The following is a 23,771-nucleotide window of genomic DNA, read 5'->3' on the forward strand; positions in this document are numbered from 1 at the left end:
CATGATCATCCGAGGGCGCGTTCCCCTGTGGCTGACGACGACTGTGCTCGCTGTGAGCGGGATGGCGGCTGCGTTCCAGTTCACGATGACGCTCCCGCTGTTGCCGGAGATGCCTGATCTGCTCGGAGTGACCGCGAACGATGCGTCGTGGATTGTGACTGTCACGCTTCTGGCCAGTGCGGTCGCAACTCCCGTGCTGTCGCGGATGGCGGACATGTACGGCAAGAGAAGGATGATCATCGTCGCGCTTCTCGCGATGACGGCGGGAAGCTTCATCATCGCCATCGGAGGCACGTTTCCGACGATGATCATCGGGCGCACGCTGCAAGGCTTCGCACAATCCGTGATCCCGATCGGGATCAGTCTGTTGCGCGACCTTCTTCCGAGGGAGCGCGTCGGGGCGGCTGTTGCGCTCATGAGCGCCACGCTCGGCATAGGCAGTGCTATGGGTTTGCCGCTGTCGGGCGTGTTCTACGAAACGCTGGGCTGGCAATCAGTCCTCTGGTTCGGAGGGATCACCGGAGCGATCTTTGTCGTGGGCATCTTGCTCGTCGTCGATGAGTCTCCCGTACGGGCGCCCGGAAAGTTCGATGCGCTCGGAGCGGTGTTGCTCTCCGTCATCCTCACGGCGGTACTCCTCGTGGTGTCAAAGGCAGGTCGCTGGGAGATCCCCGTCATCGTCTCCCTCGCTGGTGTCGCGGTGGTCGGCCTCGTCGGATGGGTGCCACTGCAGCTGAGAACCAACAACCCCATGGTGGATCTGCGGACGACCGCGCGTCGGCCCGTTCTGCTCACCAACGTGTCGACGCTGTTCTCCACGGCTGCCACGTTCGCGAACATGCTACTCACTGTCCAGCAGGTACAGGCGCCTGCCGAGACCGGGTACGGATTCGGACTGACCGTGATTGGTGCGGGGTTGGTGATGCTCCCCGCGGGGTTGGTGATGGTCATCCTGTCACCTTTCGCCGGGGGACGCCTGAACCGATGGGGCGCGCAGCGCGTGCTCGTGTGGGGAAACGTGACGATCGCCGGCGCCTTCGTCTTCCGTGTCTTCGTCTATGACAGCGTGCCCGTTGTCATCGTCGGTGCTGCGATCGCGAGTGTTGGATCAGCGCTCGCATTCGCAGCACTCCCGACACTGCTGATGGCGGCCGTGCCGCTGACGGAAACGGCATCCGCCAACGGGATCAACTCGCTCGTGCGCTCCATCGCAATGTCCGGCAGCAGTGCTCTGATCGCCTTGCTGCTGACAACGTCGGTGGCCGTCACAATCAACGACCATGACTTCCTCTCGACCGAAGCACTCCATCTCTGCTTCTGGATCGCTGCGACTTTCGGTCTCGTCGCGGCCGCGATCGCGTGGTTCATACCCGTCGATACAAGGGTCGCGCCCGCGTCGGCAGGCGGTACGCACCCCGAAGTGCTCCTTCGCGGTCGAGTGATCCTCGGCGATGATGTTCAGCCGCGCAATCCGGCCATCGTGACCTTCATGAATCTTGATGGCACGCCTGTGGATTGGTCACGCGCCGATCTCGATGGCAGCTACTCGGCCGTGCTTCCCGCGCCGGGTCGGTACCTCGCGGTGGCAAACGCGGCGGGATGGGCGCCGCAGACTCATGTCGTCGAGGTGAACGGAACAGAAGTCGAATGGGACGCCACGATCTCGGAGCAACTCATGCTCTCCGGACGTGTGACCAAGGCGGGGGAGACGGTTGCCGGTGCTGTCGTCGCGATCCATCGGGTCGACGGCGGCTATTCCGGCTCGGTGCGCACAGTCGACGGCGGGCGATACGCCGCGCCGCTCCCGCCATCCGGCCCGTACATGATCACAGCGATCGCCCCGGACGCAGAGTGGGCGCATTCGCGCAAGCTCATCGTGGGGGTTCAGCTCACCGTGCTCGACATCGAAGTGCTGGACTCGTGAACCGGGTGGCAGTGGGCCGCCCGGGCGCGACTCGAGGGACAAGGAAAGAGGAACCATGACTCGCATTGCCGTGATCGGAGGAACCGGCTATGCCGGCGGGCGCGTGATCGCAGAGGCGGTAGCCCGCAATCACGAGGCGGTATCGATTGCCCGCTCCGCCCCCTCGGCGCGCATCGACGGTGCGGTCTATGTCGAGGGAACGCTCCTAGATGTTCCCGCGCTGATGGCTGAGCTCGAGAGTGTAGAGGTCGTGGTCGTGTCGGTGCCCGCACGCGGGGACATGCTCGGCCGAGTGCAACCCGGCGTTGAACATCTTCTCGCCTTGCTCCCGGGCCATGTGCGCCTGGGTGTGATCGGCGGCGCCGGAGGCAGCCTTGTCGCACCGGGGGGCGTGCGTGTGATCGACGACGGATTCCCCGAGGCCTTCAGGGCGGAGGCGCTGGAGGCGATCGACATCCTGGAACTGCTGCGGGGTGCCGATGGCGCGCGCGACTGGTTCTTGATTCACCCGGCGCGCGGATTCGGCGCGTGGAATCCAGGCGAGCGCACGGGTTCGTATCGGGACGGCGGCGACGTCGTGGTGACGGACCAGAATGGCGTGTCGTTCATCTCGGCCGACGATCTCGCCGTTGCCGTCCTCGATGAGATCGAGACCCCCCGTCACCGGCGGGAACGCTTCAGCGTCGGATACTGAAGGCGCGTCAGCGTCAAGACGAGGCTGGAGCAACGCGCGCCGTGGGCAGCGGTAGCCTCTACACATGTCCACTCCGGTGCCGATCGCAGAGACGCCGTGGGAGCCTCTCATGCCACGGGACGCATCGGATCTGCTCGGTGTGACCCCCGTGCGATGGTGGCTGTCCGGGGGAGTGGCACTAGATCATTGGCTCCGAAGACCGATCAGGTCACGACCCAACACCGATGTCAGCACGACGACCGATCAGCTTCCCCTGATAGTCCCAGCGCTCCCGACGGGGTTCAGTGCATGGGCTTCGGTAGGCGACGACGAGGTCATCCCCTGGGAGGAGGTATCCGAGGACGCGGACGTGCAGCCGATACTCGTCCGCGATGACCACGTCGGAGCATGGGCGCTTCGGATCAACCTCGAAGATGGTACGGACGCGTTCTGGCTGTACAGGCGCGACCCGCGACTGCAGCTGCCGTGGGACCGTGCGGTGCTCGATGTCGACGGTATCCCGACTGGCGCGCCTGAGGTGCAGCTGGTCTGGAAGGCGCTCCGCCCGCGCCCGGAGGACGACCTCGACAAGGACGCGGTGCTCCCGCACCTCTCCGACGAGGCCAGGTCGTGGTTCGAGCGTGCGATCCTGTCGATCCACCCTCATTCGAACTGGTCCATCCACGTCCGCAGCCCTCTGACCCCGGCCAAGGCGAGTTGGAACCGGAAGGGCTAGTCGGGCCGGTGTTCGCCGGCGGCCACCGCGTCGAGCACGACGGAGCGGAACCACGACTGCGCGGGGGACAGACTCAGCTCGCGCCGCGTGTAGAGGGCGACTGGCGTGCTCTGGCTGGGCCAGGGGAGTTCGGCGATACGCAGGCCGGGGAACCAGCCGCAGAACACTTCGGCCACGTGTCGGGGCAGGAGCACCACGAGGTCCGTGGCCTCGAGCACGGCGGGAACCGTCGCATATTCTTCCACCGTCAGCGCGACCTGCGGCATGAGGCCCTGCTCGATCATCGCCTGCGCCGGGTACACATGGCCGCCGCGGGACGACACCCGAACGAACCGGCGCCCGGCGAACATCCCCGGATCAGTCGCCGGCAGCGGGTACGCGTTGGAGGACAGCGCCACGTACTCCACGCTGCGCACGGGAGTACGCCACAGCCGCGGTGAGCCCAGCAGCGACACCGTTATCGCGAGGTCGATCGTTCCCCGGGTCAGCCCATCCTCCACTTGGTCTGCATCCAGCCGCTGTACTTGCAGATGCAGAGCGGGTGCCTCGCGCGCGATCACGGGCATGATCGGCGGCAGGAAGGTCTGCTCGCCGATCGAGGTCAACGCCAGCGCGAGCTCACCATCAAAGGTCGCGGGGTCGAACACGGCAGGAGTGCTCACCACGGCATCGATGCGCGACAGCGCTTCGTGCAGCGGACCGAACAGCTGCGTCGCTCGCGCCGTGGGCACCATGACTTGGCCGTCCCGCCGGAACAGGTCATCGCCGAACCGCTGCCGGAGCCGCCTCAGTGTGTAGCTGACGGTGGGCTGGGTGACGTGCAGCTGCTCGGCGGTAGCGGTCAGGCTGCGCGACTCGTAGAGCACGACGAACGTGCGGAGCTGGTTGAGATCCGCGGTCGACATGAATAGATCCCATCTATGGCGGCTGACTCTCGTATCTATTGGACCACAGCTTATCGGCCGCCTAACCTCGAATCGAGGGGGTGCGTCCCGCGCCCGATCTGTCAACGACGAGGACCTCGCGTGATCATCGATATCCATGGGCACTACACCACGGCCCCCGCGCAGCTCGGGGCCTGGCGTGATCTGCAGATCGCCTTCGCGGCGGGAGACAGGGATGCGCCGGACCCCGTGGCGCTGCGGATCAGCGACGATGACATCCGCGAGACCATCGAGGCGAACCAGCTGCGGCTGATGAACGAACGCGGCAGCGACCTCACCGTCTTCAGTCCCCGCGCCTCGTTCATGGCTCATCACATCGGCGATCTCGCCGTCAGTGAGATGTGGGCGCGGATCTGCAACGACCTCGTCGCACGCGTCGTGGGGCTGTTCCCTGACCGGTTCTTGCCCGGGGCGATGCTGCCGCAGTCCCCCGGGGCCGATCCGAAGACCACGCTCGCCGAACTCGACCGTGCGGTGAACGACCTGGGCGTGGTGACGGCGAATCTCAACCCCGACCCGTCGGGCGGATTGTGGACGTCGCCGCCGCTGACCGACAACAGCTGGTATCCGATCTACGAGAAGCTCGTCGAGTACGAGCTGCCCGCGATGATTCACGTGAGCACGTCGTGCAAGCCGCAGTTCCATACGACCGGCGATCACTACCTGGGTGCCGACACGACCGCGTTCATGCAGCTGCTCAAGGGCGACCTGTTCCGCGACTTTCCCGACCTGAAGTTCGTCATCCCGCACGGCGGTGGCGCGGTCCCCTATCACTGGGGTCGATTCCGCGGCCTCGCGATGGCGCTCGGCAAGCCCGAGCTCGAGGAGCACCTGCTGGGCAACGTGTACTTCGACACGTGCGTGTACCACCAGCCGGGCATCGACCTTCTCACCGACGTCATCCCGACGGGCAACATCCTGTTCGCGAGCGAGATGATCGGCGCCGTCCGCGACATCGACCCGCGCACCGGGCACTACTTCGACGACACCAAAAGGTACGTGGATGTCACGCCGAATCTCGACGAGAACCAGCGGGTCCAGGTGTTCGAGGGCAACGCCCGCCGCGTGTACCCGCGCCTGAACCGTGCCCTGGAAGCTCGCGGCCTGTGAGCCCCACCCCGGAGAACCCATGACCCAGCGACTGAACAACCTCGGCATCGTCCGAACCCGCATCGACCGTCCCGACTCCGCCGACGTCGAGCGCCTCTCGCAGTTCGGCGTCGCCACGATCCACGAGGCGATGGGCCGCGTGGGGCTGCTGCGCCCCTACATCCGTCCCGCCTACACCGGCGCGAAGCTGTGCGGTCCCGCTGTAACCGTGTTGCTGCAGCCGGGCGACAACTGGATGTTCCACGTCGCCGCCGAGCAGGTGCAGGAAGGCGACGTCATCGTCGCCGGCTGCACGACCGAGAGCGAGGACGGCTTCTTCGGCGAGTTGCTCGCGACCTCGCTCACTGCGCGCGGCTGCAAGGGACTCGTCATCGACGGCGGCGTCCGCGACGTGGCCGACCTCGAGCGGATGGACTTCCCGGTCTTCTCGCGGGCGATCAACGCCAAGGGCACGGTCAAGGCCACCCTCGGCTCGGTCAACATCCCCGTGGTCGTGGCCAATGCGCTGGTAAACCCGGGCGACGTCGTCGTCGCCGACGTCGACGGCGTCGTAGTGGTGTCACGTGAACTGGTCGGCGCGGTCGCCGACGCCTCGCAGAAGCGCGAGGGCAACGAGGAGGCCAAGCGCCAGAAGTTCCGCGAGGGCGTGCTGGGTCTCGACATCTATGGCATGCGTGAGCCGCTCGCCGCGGCCGGCCTGGAGTACGTGGAGGACTGACGATGGCGGATGCGAAGACGACTGAGCACGGGGCCACCAGCGGTGGCTTCGAGAAGACCCCCGGCTGGCTGGACTGGTTCGACGGCCCGGCGACCCCGACCTTCCGGCTCCCCGCCGGGGCAGTCGACGCGCACTGCCACGTGTTCGGCCCGGGGGGCATGTTCCCCTATGCCCCCGAGCGCAAGTACACGCCGTGCGACGCGTCGGCGGAGCAGCTGTTCGCTCTGCGCGACCAACTGGGCTTCGACCGCAACGTCATCGTGCAGGCGACCTGCCACGGCGCCGACAACCGAGCCCTCGTCGACGCCCTCCGCCGCGGCGACGGCCGTGCGCGCGGCGTCGCGACCGTGCGGCGCGACGTCACGCCCGAGGAACTGGCCGAGCTGCATGAGGCAGGGGTTCGCGGCGTGCGGTTCAACTTCGTGAAGCGTCTCGTCGACCGCGTGCCGACCGACTCGCTTGACGAGATCGTCGCGAAGATCGCCCCGCTCGGCTGGCACGTCGTCGTCTACTTCGAGACCGAGGACCTCCCCGACCTCTACGACTTCTTCTCCGCGATCCCGACCGACGTCGTGGTCGACCACATGGGCCGCCCCGACGTGACCAAGGACCCCGACGGTCCCGAGTTCGCCTTGTTCCTGCGCTTCATGCGCGAGAACCCGCAGGTGTGGACCAAGGTGTCGTGCCCCGAGCGGCTCAGCGTCACCGGTCCCCGCGCTCTCGACGGCGAACAGCAGGCGTACACCGACGTCGTGCCGTTCGCCCGACGCGTGGTCGAGGAGTTCCCAGACCGCGTGCTGTGGGGCACCGACTGGCCCCACCCCAACCTCAAGGACCACATGCCCGACGACGGCCTGCTGGTCGACTACGTCCCGCAGATCGCCACCACCCCCGACCTGCAGCGCAGGCTGCTCGTCGACAACCCCCGGCGTCTGTACTGGCCCGAAGGAGATTGACATGGCACTCGACAAGCCGTACAAGAACGTTCCTGGCACCACGATTTTCGATGCCGAGCAGGCCCGCAAGGGCTACCACCTCAACCAGTTCTCGATGTCGCTCATGAAGCCCGAGAATCGTGAGCGCTACCTGGCCGATCGCGAGGCGTACCTCGACGAGTGGCCGCTGACGGAGTTGCAGAGGGAGGCGGTGCTCGATCTCGATCTGAACACCTGCATCCGCGAGGGTGGGAATATTTACTTCCTAAGCAAGATCGGCGCGACGCACGGACTGAGCTTCCAGCAGATGGCTGGCTCAATGACCGGGATGTCCGAAGCCGCCTACCGCGACATGATGATCGGCGGCGGTCGGCGGCCCGAAGGCAACCGGCTGAAGGACCTCGACGGCTGGGCCCCGCCGTCGACCGAGAAGTCCGAAGTGATGCGGCAGGATGCCCCGGCGAAGTTCACGTCGGCGCTGTTCACCTCGCACGTGCCGGCGATCGGGGCGGCGATGGACCTCGGCAAGACCGAGGAGCCGTACTGGAAGATGGTGTTCTCGGGCTATGAGTGGACGCGGAAGTGGGCGAAGGAGAACACGCCGGACGTCATCATCCTCGTGTACAACGACCATGCGACCGCGTTCGACTCGAACATCATCCCCACATTCGTGCTTGGCACGGGTGAGCACTACCCGGTGGCGGACGAGGGCTACGGTCCGCGGCCCGTGCCCGACGTCAAGGGCTTCCCGGAGTTGGCCGCGCACATCGCCCAGTCGGTCATTCAGGACGACTTCGACCTGACCCTCGTCAACGAGATGGTCGTCGACCACGGCCTCACCGTGCCGCTGTCGCTGGTGTTCGGAGACGTGGAGGAGTGGCCGTGCCGGGTCATCCCGCTCCCGGTCAACGTGGTGCAGTATCCCGTGCCGTCGGGGCGCCGCTGCTACGAGCTGGGCAAGGCGATCCGTCGCGCGCTGGACAAGTGGGACGGCGAGCCGCTCGACGTGCAGATCTGGGGCACGGGCGGGATGAGTCACCAGCTACAGGGACCCCGCGCCGGCCTCATCAACCGGGAGTGGGACAACGCGTTCCTCGACCACCTCATCGCCGACCCGCTCGGACTCACCGAGTGGCCGCACATGGAGTACGTCGATGAAGCAGGCTCAGAGGGCATCGAGCTCGTCGATTGGCTCATCGCCCGCGGGGCCATGGACGACCAGTTCGGCGGCGGCGGCCCGGAGGTGGACCACAGGTTTTACCACGTGCCGGCCTCCAACACCGCCGTGGGTCATCTCGTCATCAGCAATCCCGTCAAGGCCGACCAAGAGGTCCCGACACAGGAAGCCGCTGCCATCGACGAGAGCGCGGACCGCCCGCTGGCGACCGCTATGACCAACTGACGGCTCGACAGAGGGGCTCGCATGAGTAGGGAAAAGGTTCGTCTTGCCGTCGTAGGGGCGAACGGTGCCTTCGGCATTAAGCACCTCGACGGTCTCCGGAGCATTGCGGATGCCGAGGTGACCGTCGTGAGCGCCACGTCGCAGGAGAAGGCGGATGCCGTCGCCGACCAGTACGGCGTCCCGAATGCTGTCGTGGGTCTCGAGGCCGTGCTTGGACGCGAGGACGTGGACGCCGTCATCCTCGCCACTCCGACCGGGTTGCACGCGTCGCAGACCCAGGCGACGCTCGCGGCCGGCAAGCATGTGCAGGTCGAGATCCCGCTCGCGGACTCGCTGGCCGACGCCGAGGCCACGCTCGCGGTGGCCGAGGCATCCGATCTTGTCGCCATGGCCGGCCACACGCGCCGATTCAACCCGTCTCACCAGCTGGTGCACAACTGCATCCTGGCCGGCGAGTTCGACGTTCAGCAGATGGACGTGCAGACCTACTTCTTCCGCCGCACGAACACCAACGCTAAGGGCGAGCCCCGCTCGTGGACCGACCACCTGCTGTGGCACCACGCCGCACACACCGTCGATCTGTTCGCCTACCAGGCGGGCCGCATCGTCCAGGCGAACGCGATCCAGGGGCCGATCCACCCCGACCTCGGCATCGCGATGGACATGTCCATCCAGCTCAAGTCGGAGTCGGGGGCGATCTGCACGCTGTCGCTGTCGTTCAACAACAACGGCCCGTTCGGCACGTTCTTCCGCTACATCGGCGACACCGAGACCTACATCGCGCGCTACGACGACCTCTGCAACGGCCGCGACGAGCAGATCGACGTCTCGAAGGTCGCCGTCAGCATGAACGGCATCGAACTGCAGGACCGCGAGTTCGTCTCAGCGATACGTGAGGGCCGCGAGCCAAACTCGTCGCTGCGCCAGGTCATCGACTGCTACCGCGTGCTCGGCGCGCTCGAGGAGCAGCTCGCGTGACGCTCACCCTGCCTCGGATAGGCCTCGGTTGCATGAATCTCAGCCACGCCTACGGTGTGCCCCCTTCGCCGGAAGAAGGTCTCGCGGTGCTGCGCGAGGCGCTCGACAGCGGCGTGCAGCACCTCGACACGGCAACGCTGTACGGCGGGGGTCGCAATGAAGAACTCGTCGGGCGCGCGATCGCTGGTCGCCGCAACGAGGTCGTGCTGGCCAGCAAGGGTGGCATGGCTATGGTCGACGGCGTGAAGGTGATCGACGGGCGCCCCGAGACGCTGCGCACACAGGTCGACGCCTCGCTGGGGCGCCTCGGCGTCGACCACATCGACCTCTACTATCTGCACCGGTGGGATAAGAAGGTCCCCATCGGTGAGAGCGTCGGTTCATTAGCGGAGATGGCGGATGCGGGCAAGATCGGCGCCATCGGGCTGTCGGAGGTGTCGGTGGCCCGGCTTCGCGAAGCGCAGGCCGTGGTGCCCATCGCGGCCGTGCAGAACGAGTACTCACTGTGGAGTCGCAACCCGGAGCTGGGCATGCTCGAGGCCACTCGCGAGGCCGGCGTGACGCTGGTCGCGTTCTCGCCTGTCGCGCGCGGGTTTCTCGCGAACTCGGTGGGCGAACCGGAAGATCTCGCGCCCGAGGACATCCGCCGCGCCATGCCGAGGTTCCAGCCCGACAACTGGCCCGCGAACGCGGCGCTGCTGCCCGCCTGGCGCGCGCTCGCCGCTGAGGCCGGCTGCACACCCGCGCAACTCGCGCTCACGTGGCTGCTCTCACGCGGCGAACACGTCGTGCCGATCCCGGGCACCACGAACGCCGCCCACCTGCGCGAGAACCAGGGCGCGCTCGCCGTGCCGGTCGACCCCGCGCTGCTGGCGCGAGCGGGTGACCTGATCGACACGCACACCGTTTCGGGGCCGCGTTACAACGCGACTGGCACGCGCGAGGTCGACGCCGAGGTGTTCGATCAGGCGGTGCCGATCCCGCGATGAAGGCGATCTCCTCGATGGCGACGCGCTTTCTGCTCGCCAATCTCGCCTCGGCTGCGGTCGACGCGGGGCTTCCCCGTGTCGACATCGAGTCGGTCGGCGGCGTCGACGCCGTGCGTCGCGTGGCGTCGGGCGAGCAATTCGACGTAGTGTTCCTCGCTGCGGACCAGCTGGACAAACTCGCCGCAGACGGACGGGTGGAGCCAGCATCCCTCACTCCTCTCGTCCTCTCCCAGGTTGCCGTGGCTGTACCTTCGAAAAGTGACGACCCCGCTGCCCGGCCCGACGGTGCGGCATTCGCGGACGCCGGCGGCTTGCGTGATGTTCTTCGAGCCGCCTCCCGCATCGGATATTCAACCGGACCCAGCGGCACCGCACTCGTCCAGGCGATCGACGAATGGGACCTGAAGGGGGAGATTGGCGACCGCTTGGTGCAGGCGCGGGCAGGAATACCCGTCTCTCGGTTGCTCGCGGAAGGCGATGCCGACCTCGGATTCCAGCAACTCAGTGAGCTTGTTGGCCAGCCAGGCGTGCGTGTCTTGGGCATTCTGCCCCCTGATTGCGCCATCGAAACGGTGTTCTCCGGCGCGATCGCCACACTGTCGAAACACCACGCCGCCGCCGAGCGCTTCCTGAAGTTTCTGTCCACTGATGAAAGCATGCGCATCAAGACTGAGCACGGCTTTCAATTGGTCTGACTTTGTCTGGGGTTCCTAGTAGCAGGGGAGCCCGCGAACGGGCGGTCGAGATCGCCCTCGCTAGGCGCCGGAGACGCGATGGCCGGGGGTCCGAGCGCGGCACTGGCCAGTAGGCCGTGCTGACTCAGCCCGCCCGGCCCGATCGTGTTTCCCGCGCGGAACCCGCATGAGAATTCAAGCGCCGGCACATCGTGGCCGTCGAGCATCCGTCCGACCTCCTCGCCCGCTGCCCGACCCTTGGCCTTGGCCGCCTGCACCGCCGTCGTCAGTTCATACGGAGCCAGACCGTCGACGACGATGCCGTCGAAACCGGTGACGCTAACGTCTTCGGGTACCCGGAGTCCGAGGACTTCAGCAGCGCGGATCACGCCATCGACGAGCAAGTCGCTCGGCGCAATTACTGCTGTCGGCCGCGCCGTTGGGTCAGCGGGCACGGCCTTGCCGGCGGCGAAGCCGGCATCGATCGAACTCGCGGTGGCGGCGTATGCGGGGCTACTGGGTATACGTCCCAAGCCCCTGCAGACGGTTTGTCGTCGGTGCCAAACCGGGGCCGTCTCCTTTACCAGTCTCGATCCAGCCTGGGATGCGCCCAGAATCGCGCGGCAGGGTGACAACGGACACTCGTGTGTGGCCGAGCGAGCGAAGATGCGTGGCGACTTGGCGTTCCGCTTCGCGATCGTTGAGCCTTACGCTGGGCACAGCGGCGCCGGCATCACCCTCGATCACGACGAGGGGAATCCCGCGCGCGCGAACAGTGGCCAGCGACTCCCACAGAAGCGGGCCGCACCCGATGAGCACCGCGGCGTCGATCGGCGCCGAGGTTAGTGATGGAGCAGACTGCGCTTCTCCGCGTCTAGTCGACGGACGTCGAACTCCGTGGATAGGGCACCCGGGGCGCCTTCTCTAGGATTTCGTCATTTCGCGTGGAATCCTGACCGCTTTAACGCTGCCAACTACCGTGGATTCCCGGCTTTCTCCGCCAACTCAGCCGAGAACCTACATCGTCGTCGAGGTCGTCGTTGCAGTGAGCTTCCGATGGTCGGCGACATGCGCGGGTTCGTCGCGGGGGCCTTCGATCTCGAACCCGCAGACACCGCAGCTATGCAGCCCGATGCCGTCGACGTCGTCCGAGGGGATGTACATCGTGGTGGGCTCTTCGCACATCAAGCAGCGCATGGTGTCTCCGTTCGTGATTGTCAGGTGATCGGTTGGACGGTGGCGGAGTATCCGCGGTGGGAGCCCCAGGCCGCGGCGATGCGGTCGGCAATGTCGCGGTCCTCGCCGAGGTATGGCCGGTATCTCTTGCCGCGAGGGTCGGTGATCACGACCTGGACGACGCCGGCGGGCTCGCGCACGGTGACCCTGGCGGCGGGGATCGGATATGCCTGGACGCGACCGGCGATGATGAAAGTCGGGTACAGGTCGCGTGCGAGCTCCGGGGCACGGAACACGTCGTGAACCCACGCCGTGATGGCGAGCGCGCCGGCGGGGCTGAACCCGATGAGGCGGGCGGGGAGTTGCTCGAGCCCGGCGCGGACGAAGTAGTGCTCGTCGACGAGGATCGGCGTCGGCGGGAGCAGGGTTTGCTCGTCGTGGGCGGGGTAGATGGTGAGGCTGGTGCGGCTGTTCATGAGGCGCTCGTTCATGCGGTGCGGCGGATGCCGGCGGCGATGATGTGGGCCTTGGTGGGCCGGGAGTAGAAGCCGAAGCTGTCGTCGTCGTCGGAAGCGGAGACGGTGGCGGTGAGTAGATCTTCGCCGTCCGGCGTGTGCTGCCGTCGCTCTCCGTGGAGATGGAATCCCGGCTGTCGGTCTCGTCCTGGCGACGGTCTTCACGCAGAGCGGCTGGGTCGGAGCAATGGCGGTGACCGCCGCGACTCTCGTCGTGGCGGCGCTGATCGTCTGGCACCGTGCCCGATCCGGTCTCGTTCGTGCGCTGGATCCTGATCATGCCGTGCGCCGGAGCCGATCTCTGTCGTGGTCACCGGGCAACCCGGGTGAGCTGTTCCAAATCGGCACAGCGCTGTGGCGGAATCCTCCCTGAGAGTAGAGCTCATCCACCGAGTGGTCGCCTCGTTCCTGCAGGCGCCGAGCATCAACGAAGGAGTTATGCGATGTCCTCGTCATCCACCGCGACCGCAGTCGTCCCGAGCGCCCTGCGTGATCTGTATCTGGGCTGGTCCGAGCTCATGGCCACTCACGAGCTGGACATGCGGCTGTTCCGCAGCATCTTCGATGAATGGCATCAGCCGACCATCGAACCGGAAGATGTCACCTACAAGGAGGAGACGGTCGGCGGCGTGCCCGGCATCTGGGCGTTCCCGGCCGGAGCCGATCGCTCCAAGGTCCTCCTCTACACGCACGGCGGCGGGTTCGCCGTCGGCTCTGCGGCCAGCCACCGGAAGCTCGCCGCGCACGTCGCGAAGGCGGCCGGGGTAACAGCGTTCGTGCTGGACTACCGTCGCGCGCCCGAGCACCCGCACCCCGCCCAGGTAGACGACGGGGTCGCGGCGTTCGAGGCCCTGCTGGAGCGGGGGGTCCACCCCGAGGACGTCACCACGATCGGCGACTCGGCGGGAGGCAATCTCGCCATCGCCATCCCGTTGGCGTTGAAGGCGAAGGGGCGGCCGCTGCCCGGGCACGTCATCGCGTTCTCCCCGTGGCTGGACATGGAGAACCGCGGCGCGACGCTGGTCACCAACGATGCGACCGACGCGCTGATCTCCGTGCCGCTCCTGGAGGGCATGATCGCCGGCGTGCTGGGGGCGACCACCAGCCCGTCGGCGCCGCTCGCGAACCCGCTCTACGCGGATTTCACCGGGTTCCCCCCGCTGTACGTCAACGCCGGTTCGGTCGAGTCGTTGGTCGACAATGCCATCCGCGTGGCAGAGCGCGCCAAGGGCGCCGGCGTTGACGTCACCCTGCATGTCGCCGAAGGACAGCAGCACGTCTACCCGTTCCTGGCTGGCCGCGACGCGGACGTCGACGCGGAGCTTGCGGCGATCGGCCAGTGGCTTCGCCACTGACCTGCAACACACCCCCGCTTATTCAACGAAGGAGTTGCACCATGACATCCACACAGACCACGGACTTCGACGCGATCGTCGTCGGCGCCGGTTTCGGCGGCATCTACCAGCTGCACACCCTGCGCGACAAGCTCGGCCTGCGCGTCCGCGGCTTCGAGAAGGGCGCCGGCATCGGAGGCACCTGGTACTGGAACCGGTATCCCGGCGCCATGTCCGACACGGAGAGCCCCTTCTACCGATACTCGTTCGATGACGAACTGCTGCAGGAGTGGGACTGGGCGCGAAAGTACATCGACCAGCCCGACATCCTCCGCTACCTTGAGACCGTCGTCGACCGGTACGACCTCCGCAAGGACTTCCGGCTGAACACCGAAGTCACGTCGATCGTCTTCGACGAAGCCACCAACACCTGGACGGTCGGCACCTCCGCCGGAGAGTCCTTCACGGCCCGATACGTGGTGACGGCGCTGGGACTGCTCGCAGCAACCAACATCCCCGACATCCCCGGGATCGACTCGTTTGAAGGCCGCCTCGTGCACACCGCGGAGTGGCCGGACGACCTGTCGATCGAGGGCAAGCGGGTGGGCGTCATCGGCACCGGCTCGACCGGAACCCAGTTCATCGTCGCCGCAGCCAAGCAGGTGTCGCACCTGACCGTGTTCCAGCGTTCCGCGCAATACAGCGTCCCCTCTGGCAACGGACCGGTCGAGCCGGGAGAGGTGGAGAACTACAAGTCCCGGTTCCCGGAGATCTGGGAGCAGGTCCGCAACTCGGGCGTCGCGTTCGGGTTCGAGGAGTCCACCGTCGCGGCCACCGATGTCGACGAGGCCGAGCGGGAGCGCGTGTTCCAGGCGGCATGGGACCGAGGCAACGGATTCTATTTCATGTTCGGCACGTTCAACGACATCGCTATCAACCCGGAGTCGAACGAGGCAGCCGCTGCGTTCATCCGCCGCAAGATCGCTGAGACGGTCAAGGATCCGGAGACGGCGCGATTGCTCACCCCGACCCAGCCGTATGCGAAGCGGCCGCTGTGCAACCAGGGCTACTACGACGTGTACAACCAGGACAACGTGAAGCTGGTGTCGATCAAGGAGAACCCGATCGTCGAGATCACCCCGCGAGGCGTGAAGACCGCGGACGGCGTGGAGCACGAGCTGGATGTGCTCGTGCTGGCTACCGGGTTCGACGCGGTCGACGGCAACTACCGCCGCATCGACATCCGCGGGCGCGGAGGGGTGAGCGTCGACGAGCACTGGGCCGACGCCCCGACCAGCTTCCTCGGCATCATGACGGCCGGATTCCCGAACATGTTCATGATCCTCGGCCCCAACGGGCCGTTCACCAACCTGGTGCCCAGCATCGAGGCGCAGGTCGAGTTCATCACGACCCTGGTCACCGAGGCGGAGCGGAGAGGCGGGCTCATCGAGGTGTCGCAGCAGGTCGAGGACGAATGGACCGAGACCTGCACGACGATCGCGAACTACACGCTGTTCCCCAAGACCGACTCGTGGATCTTCGGGGCGAACATCCCCGGCAAGAAGCACGCCGTGATGTTCTACCTCGGCGGCCTAGGCGCCTACCGCGGCCTCCTCTCGGAGATCCAGGCGAAGGACTTCGAAGGATTCAGCATCGGACAGCCCGTCCCGGCCTGATCGACGGTAACCGTAGGCCGGGAGTGTGCTTCCCGGCCTACGGTCGTCCTATGAGCGACTCCATGTCAGCAGACGTCACATTCCGGTCACGCCGCTGGGTCCGTCCCGAGGACCTGAACGCGCACGGCACCCTGTTCGGCGGCAGCCTGCTGCGCTGGATCGATGAAGAGGCCGCGATCTACGCCATCATCCAGCTCGGAAACTCCCGGGCGGTCACCAAGTACATCTCCGAGATCGACTTCGTCAGTTCCGCGCGACAAGGCGATCTGATCGAGATGGGACTGCGCGCCACCGCGTTCGGGCGCACCTCCCTCACGATGCGCGCCGAGGTGCGCAACATGATCACTCGTGAACGCATTCTCACGATCGAGAAGATCGTCTTCGTCGGCCTCGATGACCACGGCCAGCCCATTCCTCACGGCTACACCGACATCACCTACGAACGCGACCGGCTTCCCCACCACCATGGACTCATGCGCACAGAGGATAGATCCACAGCGGATTAGGTATTGGCGGGTTCCAATAGGGAGGCGGATACTGGGTGTGACCACTTGCAGTGACGCGAGGTCCCAGCTATGTCCATCGACACCTATTCCGCCGCGAGCGTGCGGCAGGCTCGTGAACGCCTTCTCGAAGCTGGCGTCGGCGCGCACGGTCTCACTCCCCGAACACTGAACGTCCCCCCGGTGATCGAGCGCAGTTGGCGTCGCTCGATCACCACCGGTGGCGGCTGCGATCCGACTGCGACTCCTGCTTACCACCCGTTCTCCGAACTGGCGGGACGCTTCCAGGACACCGCTGAGACCGTCCTGGCGCGATGGGCGGAATCACTCGCTGACATGCGTGTCGCGCTGCTGGTCAGCGACCGATCCGGACGGATCCTCGCCCGAAAGGTAGGCGACCCGAGCCACGCGAGACGGCTCGACAAGGTGTCCGCCGCCGAAGGATTCGAATTCTCGGAGTCCGCGCTGGGCACGAACGGACTCGGAACGGCGATGGAGGAAAGATCCGCAGTGTTCGTGCGCGGCGCCGAGCACGTCAACGACCGGCTGCAGACCCTAGCCTGCGCCGGCGCCCCCATCCACGACCCCCTCTCGCAGCGTGTCATCGGCTCGCTCGCCCTCGCCTCTCCAGTCGGGGCATCCCATCCCGCGATGCTCGCGATCGCGAAGCAGGCCGCTCGTGACCTCCAGGACGCGCTCCTGAACACCGCACCGCTGGAGTTGCAGGCGCTGCTGGCCCGGTTCGCGGGCGGCACCGCCGGCCACCGCGTGCTGGCCATCGGTCGAGGAGGCGTGCTCGCCTCGACGGGCGCGTTGCCGATGCTCTCGGCCGAGCGGCACGTGACGCTGTGGGACGAGTTGCAGGCTCACCATTGGCAGGGGGATGTCGCATCCGTCCTGCTCGCGGGTCGGCCGAGCACTGCCCGCCGCATCGTGAATCGGGCAGGCGAGAGCATCTACCTCGTTGAACTGCCCGAGGACGAGCCGACCGCAGCGCCGGAACCCACCCGACTCTCCCGCCTTGCCGCGCACCTCGACGTGCTCGGTCGCACCAGCGGGTGCATCGCGATCCACGGTCCCCGCGACAGCGGGAAGACGCTTCTCGCCCAGCTCTGGCTGCGCGAACGCGACCGCCACGACCCGGTCGTCATCGACGCCCCGGCGCTTCGGGAACCGGGGGCCGTGGTCACGGCGGTGCAGGCGCTGAGCACAGGCACGTCGGTGGTCGTCCGCAGCGTCGAGTCTTTGACCGACGCTGACTTCCCGGTCCTGCAGCAATTGGCCGGCGCGGCAGATCCCGTCCGGTCCGCCCGGGTGGTGTTCTGTGTCGCAGACGACCTGACTGGCGTCGTCTTCAGTTTCCTGGGCCGCCTGGGGCCGCGACTCGACCTCCCAGCGCTGCGCGATGACCCAGACCGTGTCATCGGCCTGGCCGTGAGACTCGCTCAGGAGCACTCGGTGACACTGAGCCCTGCTCTGCTGCAGGCGCTTTCCCGGTGGGACTGGCCTGGTGGCGCCTCGGAGCTGCGGGTTCTGATTGCCGCGATGGTGGCGTACCGCCCCGTCGGCACCGTCCTGGACGTCGACCTTCTGCCCGTCGAGATGCGCACACGTGCCCGCCAGCTGCGCGGCATCGCCGCATCCGAGTACCGGGCGATCGATGCGGCGCTGCGGGAGGCGGACGGAAACCGTTCGCGTGCAGCGGAGATCCTCGGTATCGGGCGCACGACGCTGTACCGGAAACTGCGCGCGTACGGTCTCGACGGGCAGAACACCCTGATCTCCTGAAAACAGCGCCCCCGCCTGCCGACCAGGGAGGCCTGGATTCGCAGTTGCGTACTCGGCGCGGCGGAGGCGTTACGCGGGGATATCAGGCGGGGGTTCGGATGAGCTTCTTGTTCGCGAACTCGTCCATGCCGTACCGGGCGAGCTCGCGTCCGATGCCGGAGCGCTTCACGCCGCCGAAGGGGAGGTCCGGTGCGCTGCGGCTGGTGCTGTTGATCCACACCATCCCGACCTCCAGTTCGCGGGCGATCTGCGCGGCCGCCAGAGGGTCCTGCGTGAAGACGCTGCTGGACAGCCCGAAGGGCGATTCGTTGGCCAGGGCGACCGCGGCCTGCGGGGAGGGCACCCGGTACACGACCGCGGTCGGTCCGAACAGCTCCTCCTCGTAGGCTCGCATCGGCGGGGTGACCCCGGTGAGCACGCTGGGCGGGTAGAAGGCGCCCTCTCGGCGTGCACCGGGGGCGATGTGCAGGGTGGCGCCCTTGGCGACCGCGTCCTCGACGAGCTCCTCGAGCTCCTTGCCGGCATCCGCGGACGCCAGCGGGCCGAGGAACGTGTCGGGGTCCGTGGGGTCGTCGGGGGTGATCTTCGTGATCGCGTCGATGAACTTCCGGGAGAACTCGTCGTAGACGGCATCCACGACGATGAACCGCTTGGATGCCGTGCACGCCTGGCCGCCGTTGGCGATGCGGCCGCGCACGCCGGCTGCCACGGCCGCGTCGACGTCAGCATCCTCCAGGACGATGAACGGGTCCGAGCCGCCCAGCTCGAGGACGACCTTCTTCATATGCCTGCCGGCCACCTCGCCGACAGCCGAGCCCGCCTTCTCGGAGCCGGTCAGCGACACCCCTTGCACGCGCGGGTCGGCGATGATGCCGGCGATCTGGCGGCTGTCTACGAACGCGTTGATGTACGCGTCGGCCGGAAGCCCGGCATCGTGGAGCACGCGTTCGATGGCGAGGGCGGACTGCGGGCAGTTGCGGGCGTGTTTGAGGATGATCGTGTTGCCCAGTGCGAGGTTGGGGGCGACAAACCGGGCCACCTGGTAGTACGGGTAGTTCCACGGCATGATCCCCAACAGCGGCCCGATCGGCTCGGTGCGGACGAGCGCTTCCCCTCCGCCGACGATGTCGAGGGTCTCGTCGGTGAGAAACGCTTCGGCGTGGTCGGCGTAGTACTGGTAGATCGAGGCGACCAGCTCGACTTCCCCGCGGGCCTGCGTGACGGGTTTGCCGACCTCGAGGGTCAGCAGCGCGCTCAGTTCATCGATGCGGTCCCGGTGCAGTTGCGCCGCGCGTGCCAGGATCCCCGTCCGTTCGGCGAGCGGCAGCTCCCGGTACCTGCGGTAGGCCGTGTGCGAGCGGGCGACGATGTCGGCCACGTCCGCATCGCCGATCACGGGGTACTCGGCGACCGTCTGGCCGGTGGCTGGGTTGATGGTCCGGTATGCACCCATCGTGGTCTCCTCGCTTCATTGCTGTCGTGCGTCTCTCGGGCCACGCCCGCCCAGATCGGCGGTCGTCTGGCGCGGTACTGCCCACTCAGCCTGTCGCGCCGTGGCCGAGTTCGTCCAATACCGATCCCGGCCGAGATTGATGACGATGGCGCATCAGATGTACGTGGATCGGGTATTGGACGCGCATTGATCGGTGATGGGAGGCTGGGACGGTGACCACTCTGATACTCCGCGAGGGCGCGGACCGGCTTCACGTCGAACTGAACCGTCCTGACGTGCGAAACGCGATCAACGACGACATGGTCGACGAACTTCACGCGGTATGCACGAGCCTGGAGCGAGAGCCCCGCATCCTGATTCTCACCGGAACCTCCACGCCCGAACGGGGTGTGTTCGCGGCTGGCGCAGACATCCGGCAGCTGCTCGAGCGCGGCCGCGACGAAGCGCTGGCCGGCATCAACTCCGGGCTGTTCACCCGTATCGCGCGGCTGCCTATGCCGGTGATCGCCGCGGTCGACGGGTTCGCGATCGGGGGCGGTGCGGAACTCGCGTACGCGGCCGACATCCGGATCGCGTCCACCCGCGCCGTGTTCGGCAACCCCGAGACGGCGATCGGAATCCTGGCCGCGGCCGGGGCGACCTGGCGGCTCGCCGAGCTGGTGGGGGAGCCGCTGGCCAAGGAGATCCTGTTCACGGGGCGCCGGCTGGACGCCGAGGAGGCGCTGCGGTGTGGGTTGGTGGCCTCGGTGCATGAACCCGACCAGTTAGCGGCCGCGGCGGATACCGTCGCCGATCGGATCGCTGGCCAGGATCCGCTCGCCCTCCGCCTCTCGAAGCGCGTGCTCGCTGCGCCGCGGGACGCCCACCCCCTTGTCGACGAACTCGCGCAGGCGATCCTGTTCGAGTCGGACGCCAAGACGCAGCTGATGACCCGATTCCTCAACCGTTCTCAGGAGACCCGATGATCACTGTTCCCTCCACCGTCGGCGTGATCGGGGGCGGCCGCATGGGCGCCGGTATCGCGCAAGTGTTCGCTCAGGCGGGCGCCCAGGTCACCGTGATCGAACGTGACCCGGCGGCGGCGGGCGCGGCCGCCGCGCGGTTGGCCGATGGGATCCGCAAGGCCGCGGAGCGGGATGCCTCGGTCGACGTCGACGCAATCGCCGGCCGCGTCGCGGCCAGCGCCGACTACGAGGCGCTGCGGAATGCCGAGCTCGTGATCGAAGCTGTCCCAGAGACATTCGCACTCAAGGTCGAGGCGATGCAGAGAGCAGAGGGGATCGTGGAGGAGTCGGCGTGGCTGGCCACGAATACCTCATCGTTGTCGGTGACAAGGCTCGCGGCGCAGCTGGCGAGGCCGGAGCGCGTGTGCGGACTGCACTTCTTCAATCCGGTGCCGCCCTCGTCACTCGTCGAGATCGTGCTGACGCCGTCGACCGACCCGGACCTGCGGCAACGGGCGGAGCAGTGGGTGACATCGCTGGGGAAGACCCCGATCGTCGTCAACGACGCGCCCGGCTTCGCGAGCTCCCGCCTGGGCGCGGCAATCGCGCTGGAAGCGATGCGGATGCTCGAAGAGGGGGTGGCCAGCGCTGAGGACATCGACACGGCGATGGTGCTGGGATACCGTCACGCGACAGGTCCGTTGCGCACCTCCGATCTTGTCGGGCTGGACGTGCGTCTCGGGATCGCCGAATACCTCTATGAGACGCTCGGCGAGCGGTTCGCCCCGCCGCAGATCCTCCGCGACAAGGTCGCGGCCGGGGAGCTGGGACGCAAGACGGGACGCGGCTTCTTCGACTACGCGTGAGTCGTGGCCGGCTGGACGCCCGGCGCGGTCACGCGCTGAGCACGATCCGGCCGGGCACGCCGCCCGCGGCGAGCCGGTCCAGCGCATCCTGCACCGCCGTCGCAGACAACTCCCCGTCGATGATCGGGAGATGCGGGAGCGCGCCGCGCCGCGCGAGCCCGACGAGCTCCTCGAGCTCGCCGAGGGACCCGACGAAGCTTCCGCGGATGGTGATGATCTTCAGAGTGAGCAACGCGGTGGGGATGACCAGCTCTCCGCCGAACAGCCCGACCTGAACCATCGTTCCGCCCTTGCGGAGCGCGGCGAACGCAGCGGGAGCTGTTGTGGAGTTGTTGACGAAGTCCACGATCGCCGCGACCGGCCCACCGGCGCCGGCGACGATGGCGGCGGCAAGGTCTTCCTGGCGGGCGGAGATCGTCGTGGTCGCTCCGAGCTGCCGCGCCAGTTCCAGATTGCGCTCCTGCAGGTCCACCGCGAGGACTGCTTCGTGGCCGAGCGCGCGCAGCGTGGCGATCGCCATCAACCCGACACCGCCGGCGCCTATCACCACGACCGGATCGGACGCGGTGGCCGGAAGGGCCTTGCGCGCGGCACTGTAGGCGGTCAGGCCGGAGCAGGCGAGAGTTGCGGCCCACCGCTCTTCGATCCCGGTGACGTCGAGGAGGTAACGGGGGTGCGGGACGAGGATAAACTCGGCATACCCGCCGTGGCGGGCGACGCCGAGGTTACGGGGCGAGGGGCACAGGTTCTCGTGACCTGCCTGGCATGCGTCGCAGGAGCCGTCGCCGATCCATGGGTAGACAAGGCGATGCTCACCCGGCGAGACCCCGTCGGCGTCGGGGCCGGCCGCTTCGACGACGCCGACGACCTCATGGCCGAGGACAAGCGGGTAGGTGACGCCCCGGTCGATCAGATTCAGACGCCCCCGGCTGCCGAGATCGTAGTACCCCTCACGCAGGTGCATGTCGGTGTGGCACACCCCGGACCGAACCACGCGCAGGAGGATTTCGGTGCCTTCGGGGGTCGGGGTCGGCAATTCCACATCGGTCACCGTGTGATCGTCTTGGAAGATCGCGAATGCGTGCATGGTTGTCCTCGCCGTTGATATACGCACAGTGGACTCCACGCTTCCACTTCGTTCTGATTCTCTCCAATACCAAATGGCAGGCGGATTGATACCTGGCGACCCTTAGCCTCGATCCACCGATGAGCCGTGGGTGTGCCGGGGCGGCATGATCGGGGCGCGGTGACGCGTCGAGGGCAGGGTTGAGTTCCGGGCGTCGCATCCCGGTCGTCCACTTGGTCCTCGGTCGTGCCGCGTTGCGGCGATGGTCAGGTGGTCACCGTTGGCGGTGGCGCGTGCGTGGCTGTGAAGAGCCGGTCGAACGCGGTCTGCCATGGCCAGGCCTCGGGCAGGTGCAGCGTGATTCGGCGCGCGGAGCGCGCCAGCCGTGCGGGGACGTGGATCAGGGTGCGGCGGATCGTCGCGGTCGTTGCTCTCGCGAGCCGTCCCGCTCGGTCGGCGACGAGACCGGCAGCGCGGGTGAGGTTGAATGCGATCACGGCGATGACGAGCCAGGCGCTGTTCGCGGTGAACACCCCGGAGGGCAGGTGCGCGAGCGGCCCCGCTTTGAGGTCGGCGTGGACCTGCTCGATGATCGCGTGACCGCGGTGGGTCTTGTCCGCGGCCACCGTGTCCATCACCTCCTTCGCTGTGGTGGTGAAGAACGCGTGATGCCGGTAGACGTCGAACAGGGTCGGCTGCTCCACCTGTCTCGGGTTCAGATCGGGGATGCGCCGCACCACCAACCGTCCGGCGACCTGTTCCGCCTTCTTCCTCGAGCGGAACGCGGTGAACGGGACCTCGGCGACCTCGGCTTTGGAGATCAGCTGCCCGGTGGTCTCGTCACGGATCGCGTCGGTGTACTCGATCATCTCCCACGCATCATCCGGGATGGTCGCGATCGCGGCCTTCACCGCCGGGTCCATCCTCACGGTCACCGACACGTCGGCGCCCGCCTTGATCGCGGTGCCGACGGTCGCGTGTCCGTAGAACGCGGAGTCCGCCCGCAGCAACGGCCTGGCCCCGGTCGCGGCGCGGGTGCGGCGCAGGGTGGCGAGAGCATCGCCGACGATCCGCGCGGCCCCCTTCGGGGACCCGGTCTTCCCCTGCCGCAACCGCTGGGCCAGGATCACCGGCGCCGACGAGGTGGTCGATGCCGTGGCGAGGAGGGCGTTCAGCCCCCGGACGCCGGAGTACCCGAAACCGGCGCCCTGCTTCTGGTATCCGTGGACCTCGATGATGGTGTCGTCCAGATCCACCATCACCCGCTCGCCATCGCCTGCTCGGAGCAGCGGCGCGTCGACAGCGAGCTTCGCGAACACCCGGGAGGCGGCGGCGTCGAGCTGGCGGACGTGCCCGAACCGGAACTC

At 67.2% G+C, this 23,771-nt stretch carries 22 protein-coding genes; 16 read left to right on the forward strand and 6 right to left on the reverse strand.

What is annotated here, in order from left to right; genetic code table 11:
* The first annotated feature begins 1 nt into the window (after window position 1).
* The 3 genes from B4E30_RS06435 (at window position 2) to B4E30_RS06445 (ending at window position 3,333) form a co-directional block, all read left to right on the forward strand.
* Window positions 2-1,924, forward strand: coding sequence for an MFS transporter (locus tag B4E30_RS06435; RefSeq protein ID WP_286794098.1), 1,923 nt, complete (start codon window positions 2-4; stop codon window positions 1,922-1,924).
* A gap of 55 nt (window positions 1,925-1,979) precedes the next feature.
* Window positions 1,980-2,618, forward strand: a complete 639-nt coding sequence (locus B4E30_RS06440) for an NAD(P)-dependent oxidoreductase (RefSeq protein WP_286794100.1) — start codon at window positions 1,980-1,982, stop codon at window positions 2,616-2,618.
* A gap of 349 nt (window positions 2,619-2,967) precedes the next feature.
* On the forward strand, window positions 2,968-3,333 hold the full coding sequence (locus tag B4E30_RS06445) for a hypothetical protein (RefSeq protein ID WP_286794101.1): 366 nt from the start codon (window positions 2,968-2,970) through the stop codon (window positions 3,331-3,333).
* On the opposite strand, the gene B4E30_RS06450 is transcribed toward B4E30_RS06445, so the two are convergent.
* Window positions 3,330-4,238: a LysR family transcriptional regulator gene (locus tag B4E30_RS06450; protein WP_286794102.1), complete on the reverse strand. Its 909-nt coding sequence runs from the start codon at window positions 4,236-4,238 to the stop codon at window positions 3,330-3,332. The two genes, B4E30_RS06445 and B4E30_RS06450, sit on opposite strands and share 4 nt — an antisense overlap.
* Before the next feature lie 120 nt (window positions 4,239-4,358).
* On the opposite strand from B4E30_RS06450, the gene B4E30_RS06455 reads away from it, so the two are divergent.
* The 7 genes from B4E30_RS06455 to B4E30_RS06485 are packed head-to-tail and all read left to right on the forward strand — an operon-like array spanning window position 4,359 to window position 11,104.
* A complete protein-coding gene (locus B4E30_RS06455; protein ID WP_286794104.1) occupies window positions 4,359-5,387 on the forward strand; it encodes an amidohydrolase family protein in 1,029 nt (342 codons plus the stop codon).
* Window positions 5,388-5,406: 19 nt separating this feature from the next.
* The gene (gene ligK / locus B4E30_RS06460; RefSeq protein WP_286794106.1) at window positions 5,407-6,105 is read left to right on the forward strand and encodes a 4-carboxy-4-hydroxy-2-oxoadipate aldolase/oxaloacetate decarboxylase; all 699 of its coding nucleotides are present in this window, start codon (window positions 5,407-5,409) and stop codon (window positions 6,103-6,105) included.
* A 2-nt stretch (window positions 6,106-6,107) separates the two neighbouring features.
* Window positions 6,108-7,061 (forward strand): amidohydrolase family protein, encoded by a 954-nt coding sequence (locus B4E30_RS06465; RefSeq protein WP_286794107.1) that lies wholly within the window; start codon window positions 6,108-6,110, stop codon window positions 7,059-7,061.
* Window position 7,062: 1 nt separating this feature from the next.
* Window positions 7,063-8,442, forward strand: coding sequence for a protocatechuate 4,5-dioxygenase subunit alpha/beta (locus tag B4E30_RS06470; protein WP_286794108.1), 1,380 nt, complete (start codon window positions 7,063-7,065; stop codon window positions 8,440-8,442).
* Between the two features lie 21 nt (window positions 8,443-8,463).
* Window positions 8,464-9,420 (forward strand): Gfo/Idh/MocA family oxidoreductase, encoded by a 957-nt coding sequence (locus B4E30_RS06475; protein WP_286794109.1) that lies wholly within the window; start codon window positions 8,464-8,466, stop codon window positions 9,418-9,420.
* On the forward strand, window positions 9,417-10,409 hold the full coding sequence (locus tag B4E30_RS06480; protein WP_286794111.1) for an aldo/keto reductase: 993 nt from the start codon (window positions 9,417-9,419) through the stop codon (window positions 10,407-10,409). Before B4E30_RS06475 ends, B4E30_RS06480 begins: the two co-directional genes overlap by 4 nt.
* A complete protein-coding gene (locus B4E30_RS06485) occupies window positions 10,406-11,104 on the forward strand; it encodes a substrate-binding domain-containing protein (protein WP_286794113.1) in 699 nt (232 codons plus the stop codon). The genes B4E30_RS06480 and B4E30_RS06485 overlap by 4 nt, the downstream gene beginning before the upstream one ends.
* On the opposite strand, the gene B4E30_RS06490 is transcribed toward B4E30_RS06485, so the two are convergent.
* Window positions 11,092-11,718, reverse strand: a complete 627-nt coding sequence (locus tag B4E30_RS06490) for a substrate-binding domain-containing protein (RefSeq protein WP_348670279.1) — start codon at window positions 11,716-11,718, stop codon at window positions 11,092-11,094. The genes B4E30_RS06485 and B4E30_RS06490 overlap by 13 nt on opposite strands.
* Before the next feature lie 582 nt (window positions 11,719-12,300).
* On the reverse strand, window positions 12,301-12,735 hold the full coding sequence (locus B4E30_RS06495; RefSeq protein WP_101305219.1) for a hypothetical protein: 435 nt from the start codon (window positions 12,733-12,735) through the stop codon (window positions 12,301-12,303).
* 482 nt (window positions 12,736-13,217) lie between these two features.
* Here B4E30_RS06495 and B4E30_RS06500 point away from each other — a divergent pair, with 482 nt between their 5' ends.
* The 4 genes from B4E30_RS06500 to B4E30_RS06515 all read left to right on the forward strand — a co-directional run bounded on the left by B4E30_RS06500 (window position 13,218) and on the right by B4E30_RS06515 (window position 18,075).
* Window positions 13,218-14,129, forward strand: a complete 912-nt coding sequence (locus B4E30_RS06500; protein ID WP_194384093.1) for an alpha/beta hydrolase — start codon at window positions 13,218-13,220, stop codon at window positions 14,127-14,129.
* A 41-nt stretch (window positions 14,130-14,170) separates the two neighbouring features.
* On the forward strand, window positions 14,171-15,784 hold the full coding sequence (locus B4E30_RS06505; RefSeq protein ID WP_194384092.1) for a flavin-containing monooxygenase: 1,614 nt from the start codon (window positions 14,171-14,173) through the stop codon (window positions 15,782-15,784).
* A 50-nt stretch (window positions 15,785-15,834) separates the two neighbouring features.
* A complete protein-coding gene (locus B4E30_RS06510; RefSeq protein WP_228179554.1) occupies window positions 15,835-16,290 on the forward strand; it encodes an acyl-CoA thioesterase in 456 nt (151 codons plus the stop codon).
* A 69-nt stretch (window positions 16,291-16,359) separates the two neighbouring features.
* Window positions 16,360-18,075, forward strand: a complete 1,716-nt coding sequence (locus tag B4E30_RS06515; protein WP_135950163.1) for a sigma-54-dependent Fis family transcriptional regulator — start codon at window positions 16,360-16,362, stop codon at window positions 18,073-18,075.
* 82 nt (window positions 18,076-18,157) lie between these two features.
* On the opposite strand, the gene B4E30_RS06520 is transcribed toward B4E30_RS06515, so the two are convergent.
* Window positions 18,158-19,528 (reverse strand): NAD-dependent succinate-semialdehyde dehydrogenase, encoded by a 1,371-nt coding sequence (locus tag B4E30_RS06520; protein WP_135950162.1) that lies wholly within the window; start codon window positions 19,526-19,528, stop codon window positions 18,158-18,160.
* 212 nt (window positions 19,529-19,740) lie between these two features.
* Between B4E30_RS06520 and B4E30_RS06525 the strand changes: the two genes are divergently transcribed.
* Window positions 19,741-20,493 (forward strand): enoyl-CoA hydratase/isomerase family protein, encoded by a 753-nt coding sequence (locus tag B4E30_RS06525; protein WP_135950161.1) that lies wholly within the window; start codon window positions 19,741-19,743, stop codon window positions 20,491-20,493.
* Window positions 20,490-21,338, forward strand: a complete 849-nt coding sequence (locus B4E30_RS06530) for a 3-hydroxyacyl-CoA dehydrogenase family protein (protein ID WP_005054991.1) — start codon at window positions 20,490-20,492, stop codon at window positions 21,336-21,338. The genes B4E30_RS06525 and B4E30_RS06530 overlap by 4 nt, the downstream gene beginning before the upstream one ends.
* Window positions 21,339-21,366: 28 nt before the next feature.
* Here the strand turns inward: B4E30_RS06530 and B4E30_RS06535 are convergent, their stop codons facing one another.
* Together B4E30_RS06535 and B4E30_RS06540 are read right to left on the reverse strand one after the other, a co-directional pair.
* Window positions 21,367-22,425 carry an alcohol dehydrogenase gene (locus tag B4E30_RS06535; RefSeq protein WP_135950167.1) on the reverse strand — a complete coding sequence of 353 codons (1,059 nt, stop codon included), beginning with the start codon at window positions 22,423-22,425 and terminating at the stop codon, window positions 21,367-21,369.
* 245 nt (window positions 22,426-22,670) lie between these two features.
* The coding region (locus B4E30_RS06540) for an IS1380 family transposase (RefSeq protein ID WP_286794120.1) at window positions 22,671-23,771 on the reverse strand (1,101 nt) is incomplete at its 5' end.

It is taken from the genome of Microbacterium sp. UBA3394 (assembly GCF_002358725.1).
GTDB classification, from domain to species: Bacteria; Actinomycetota; Actinomycetes; order Actinomycetales; family Microbacteriaceae; genus Microbacterium; species Microbacterium luteum.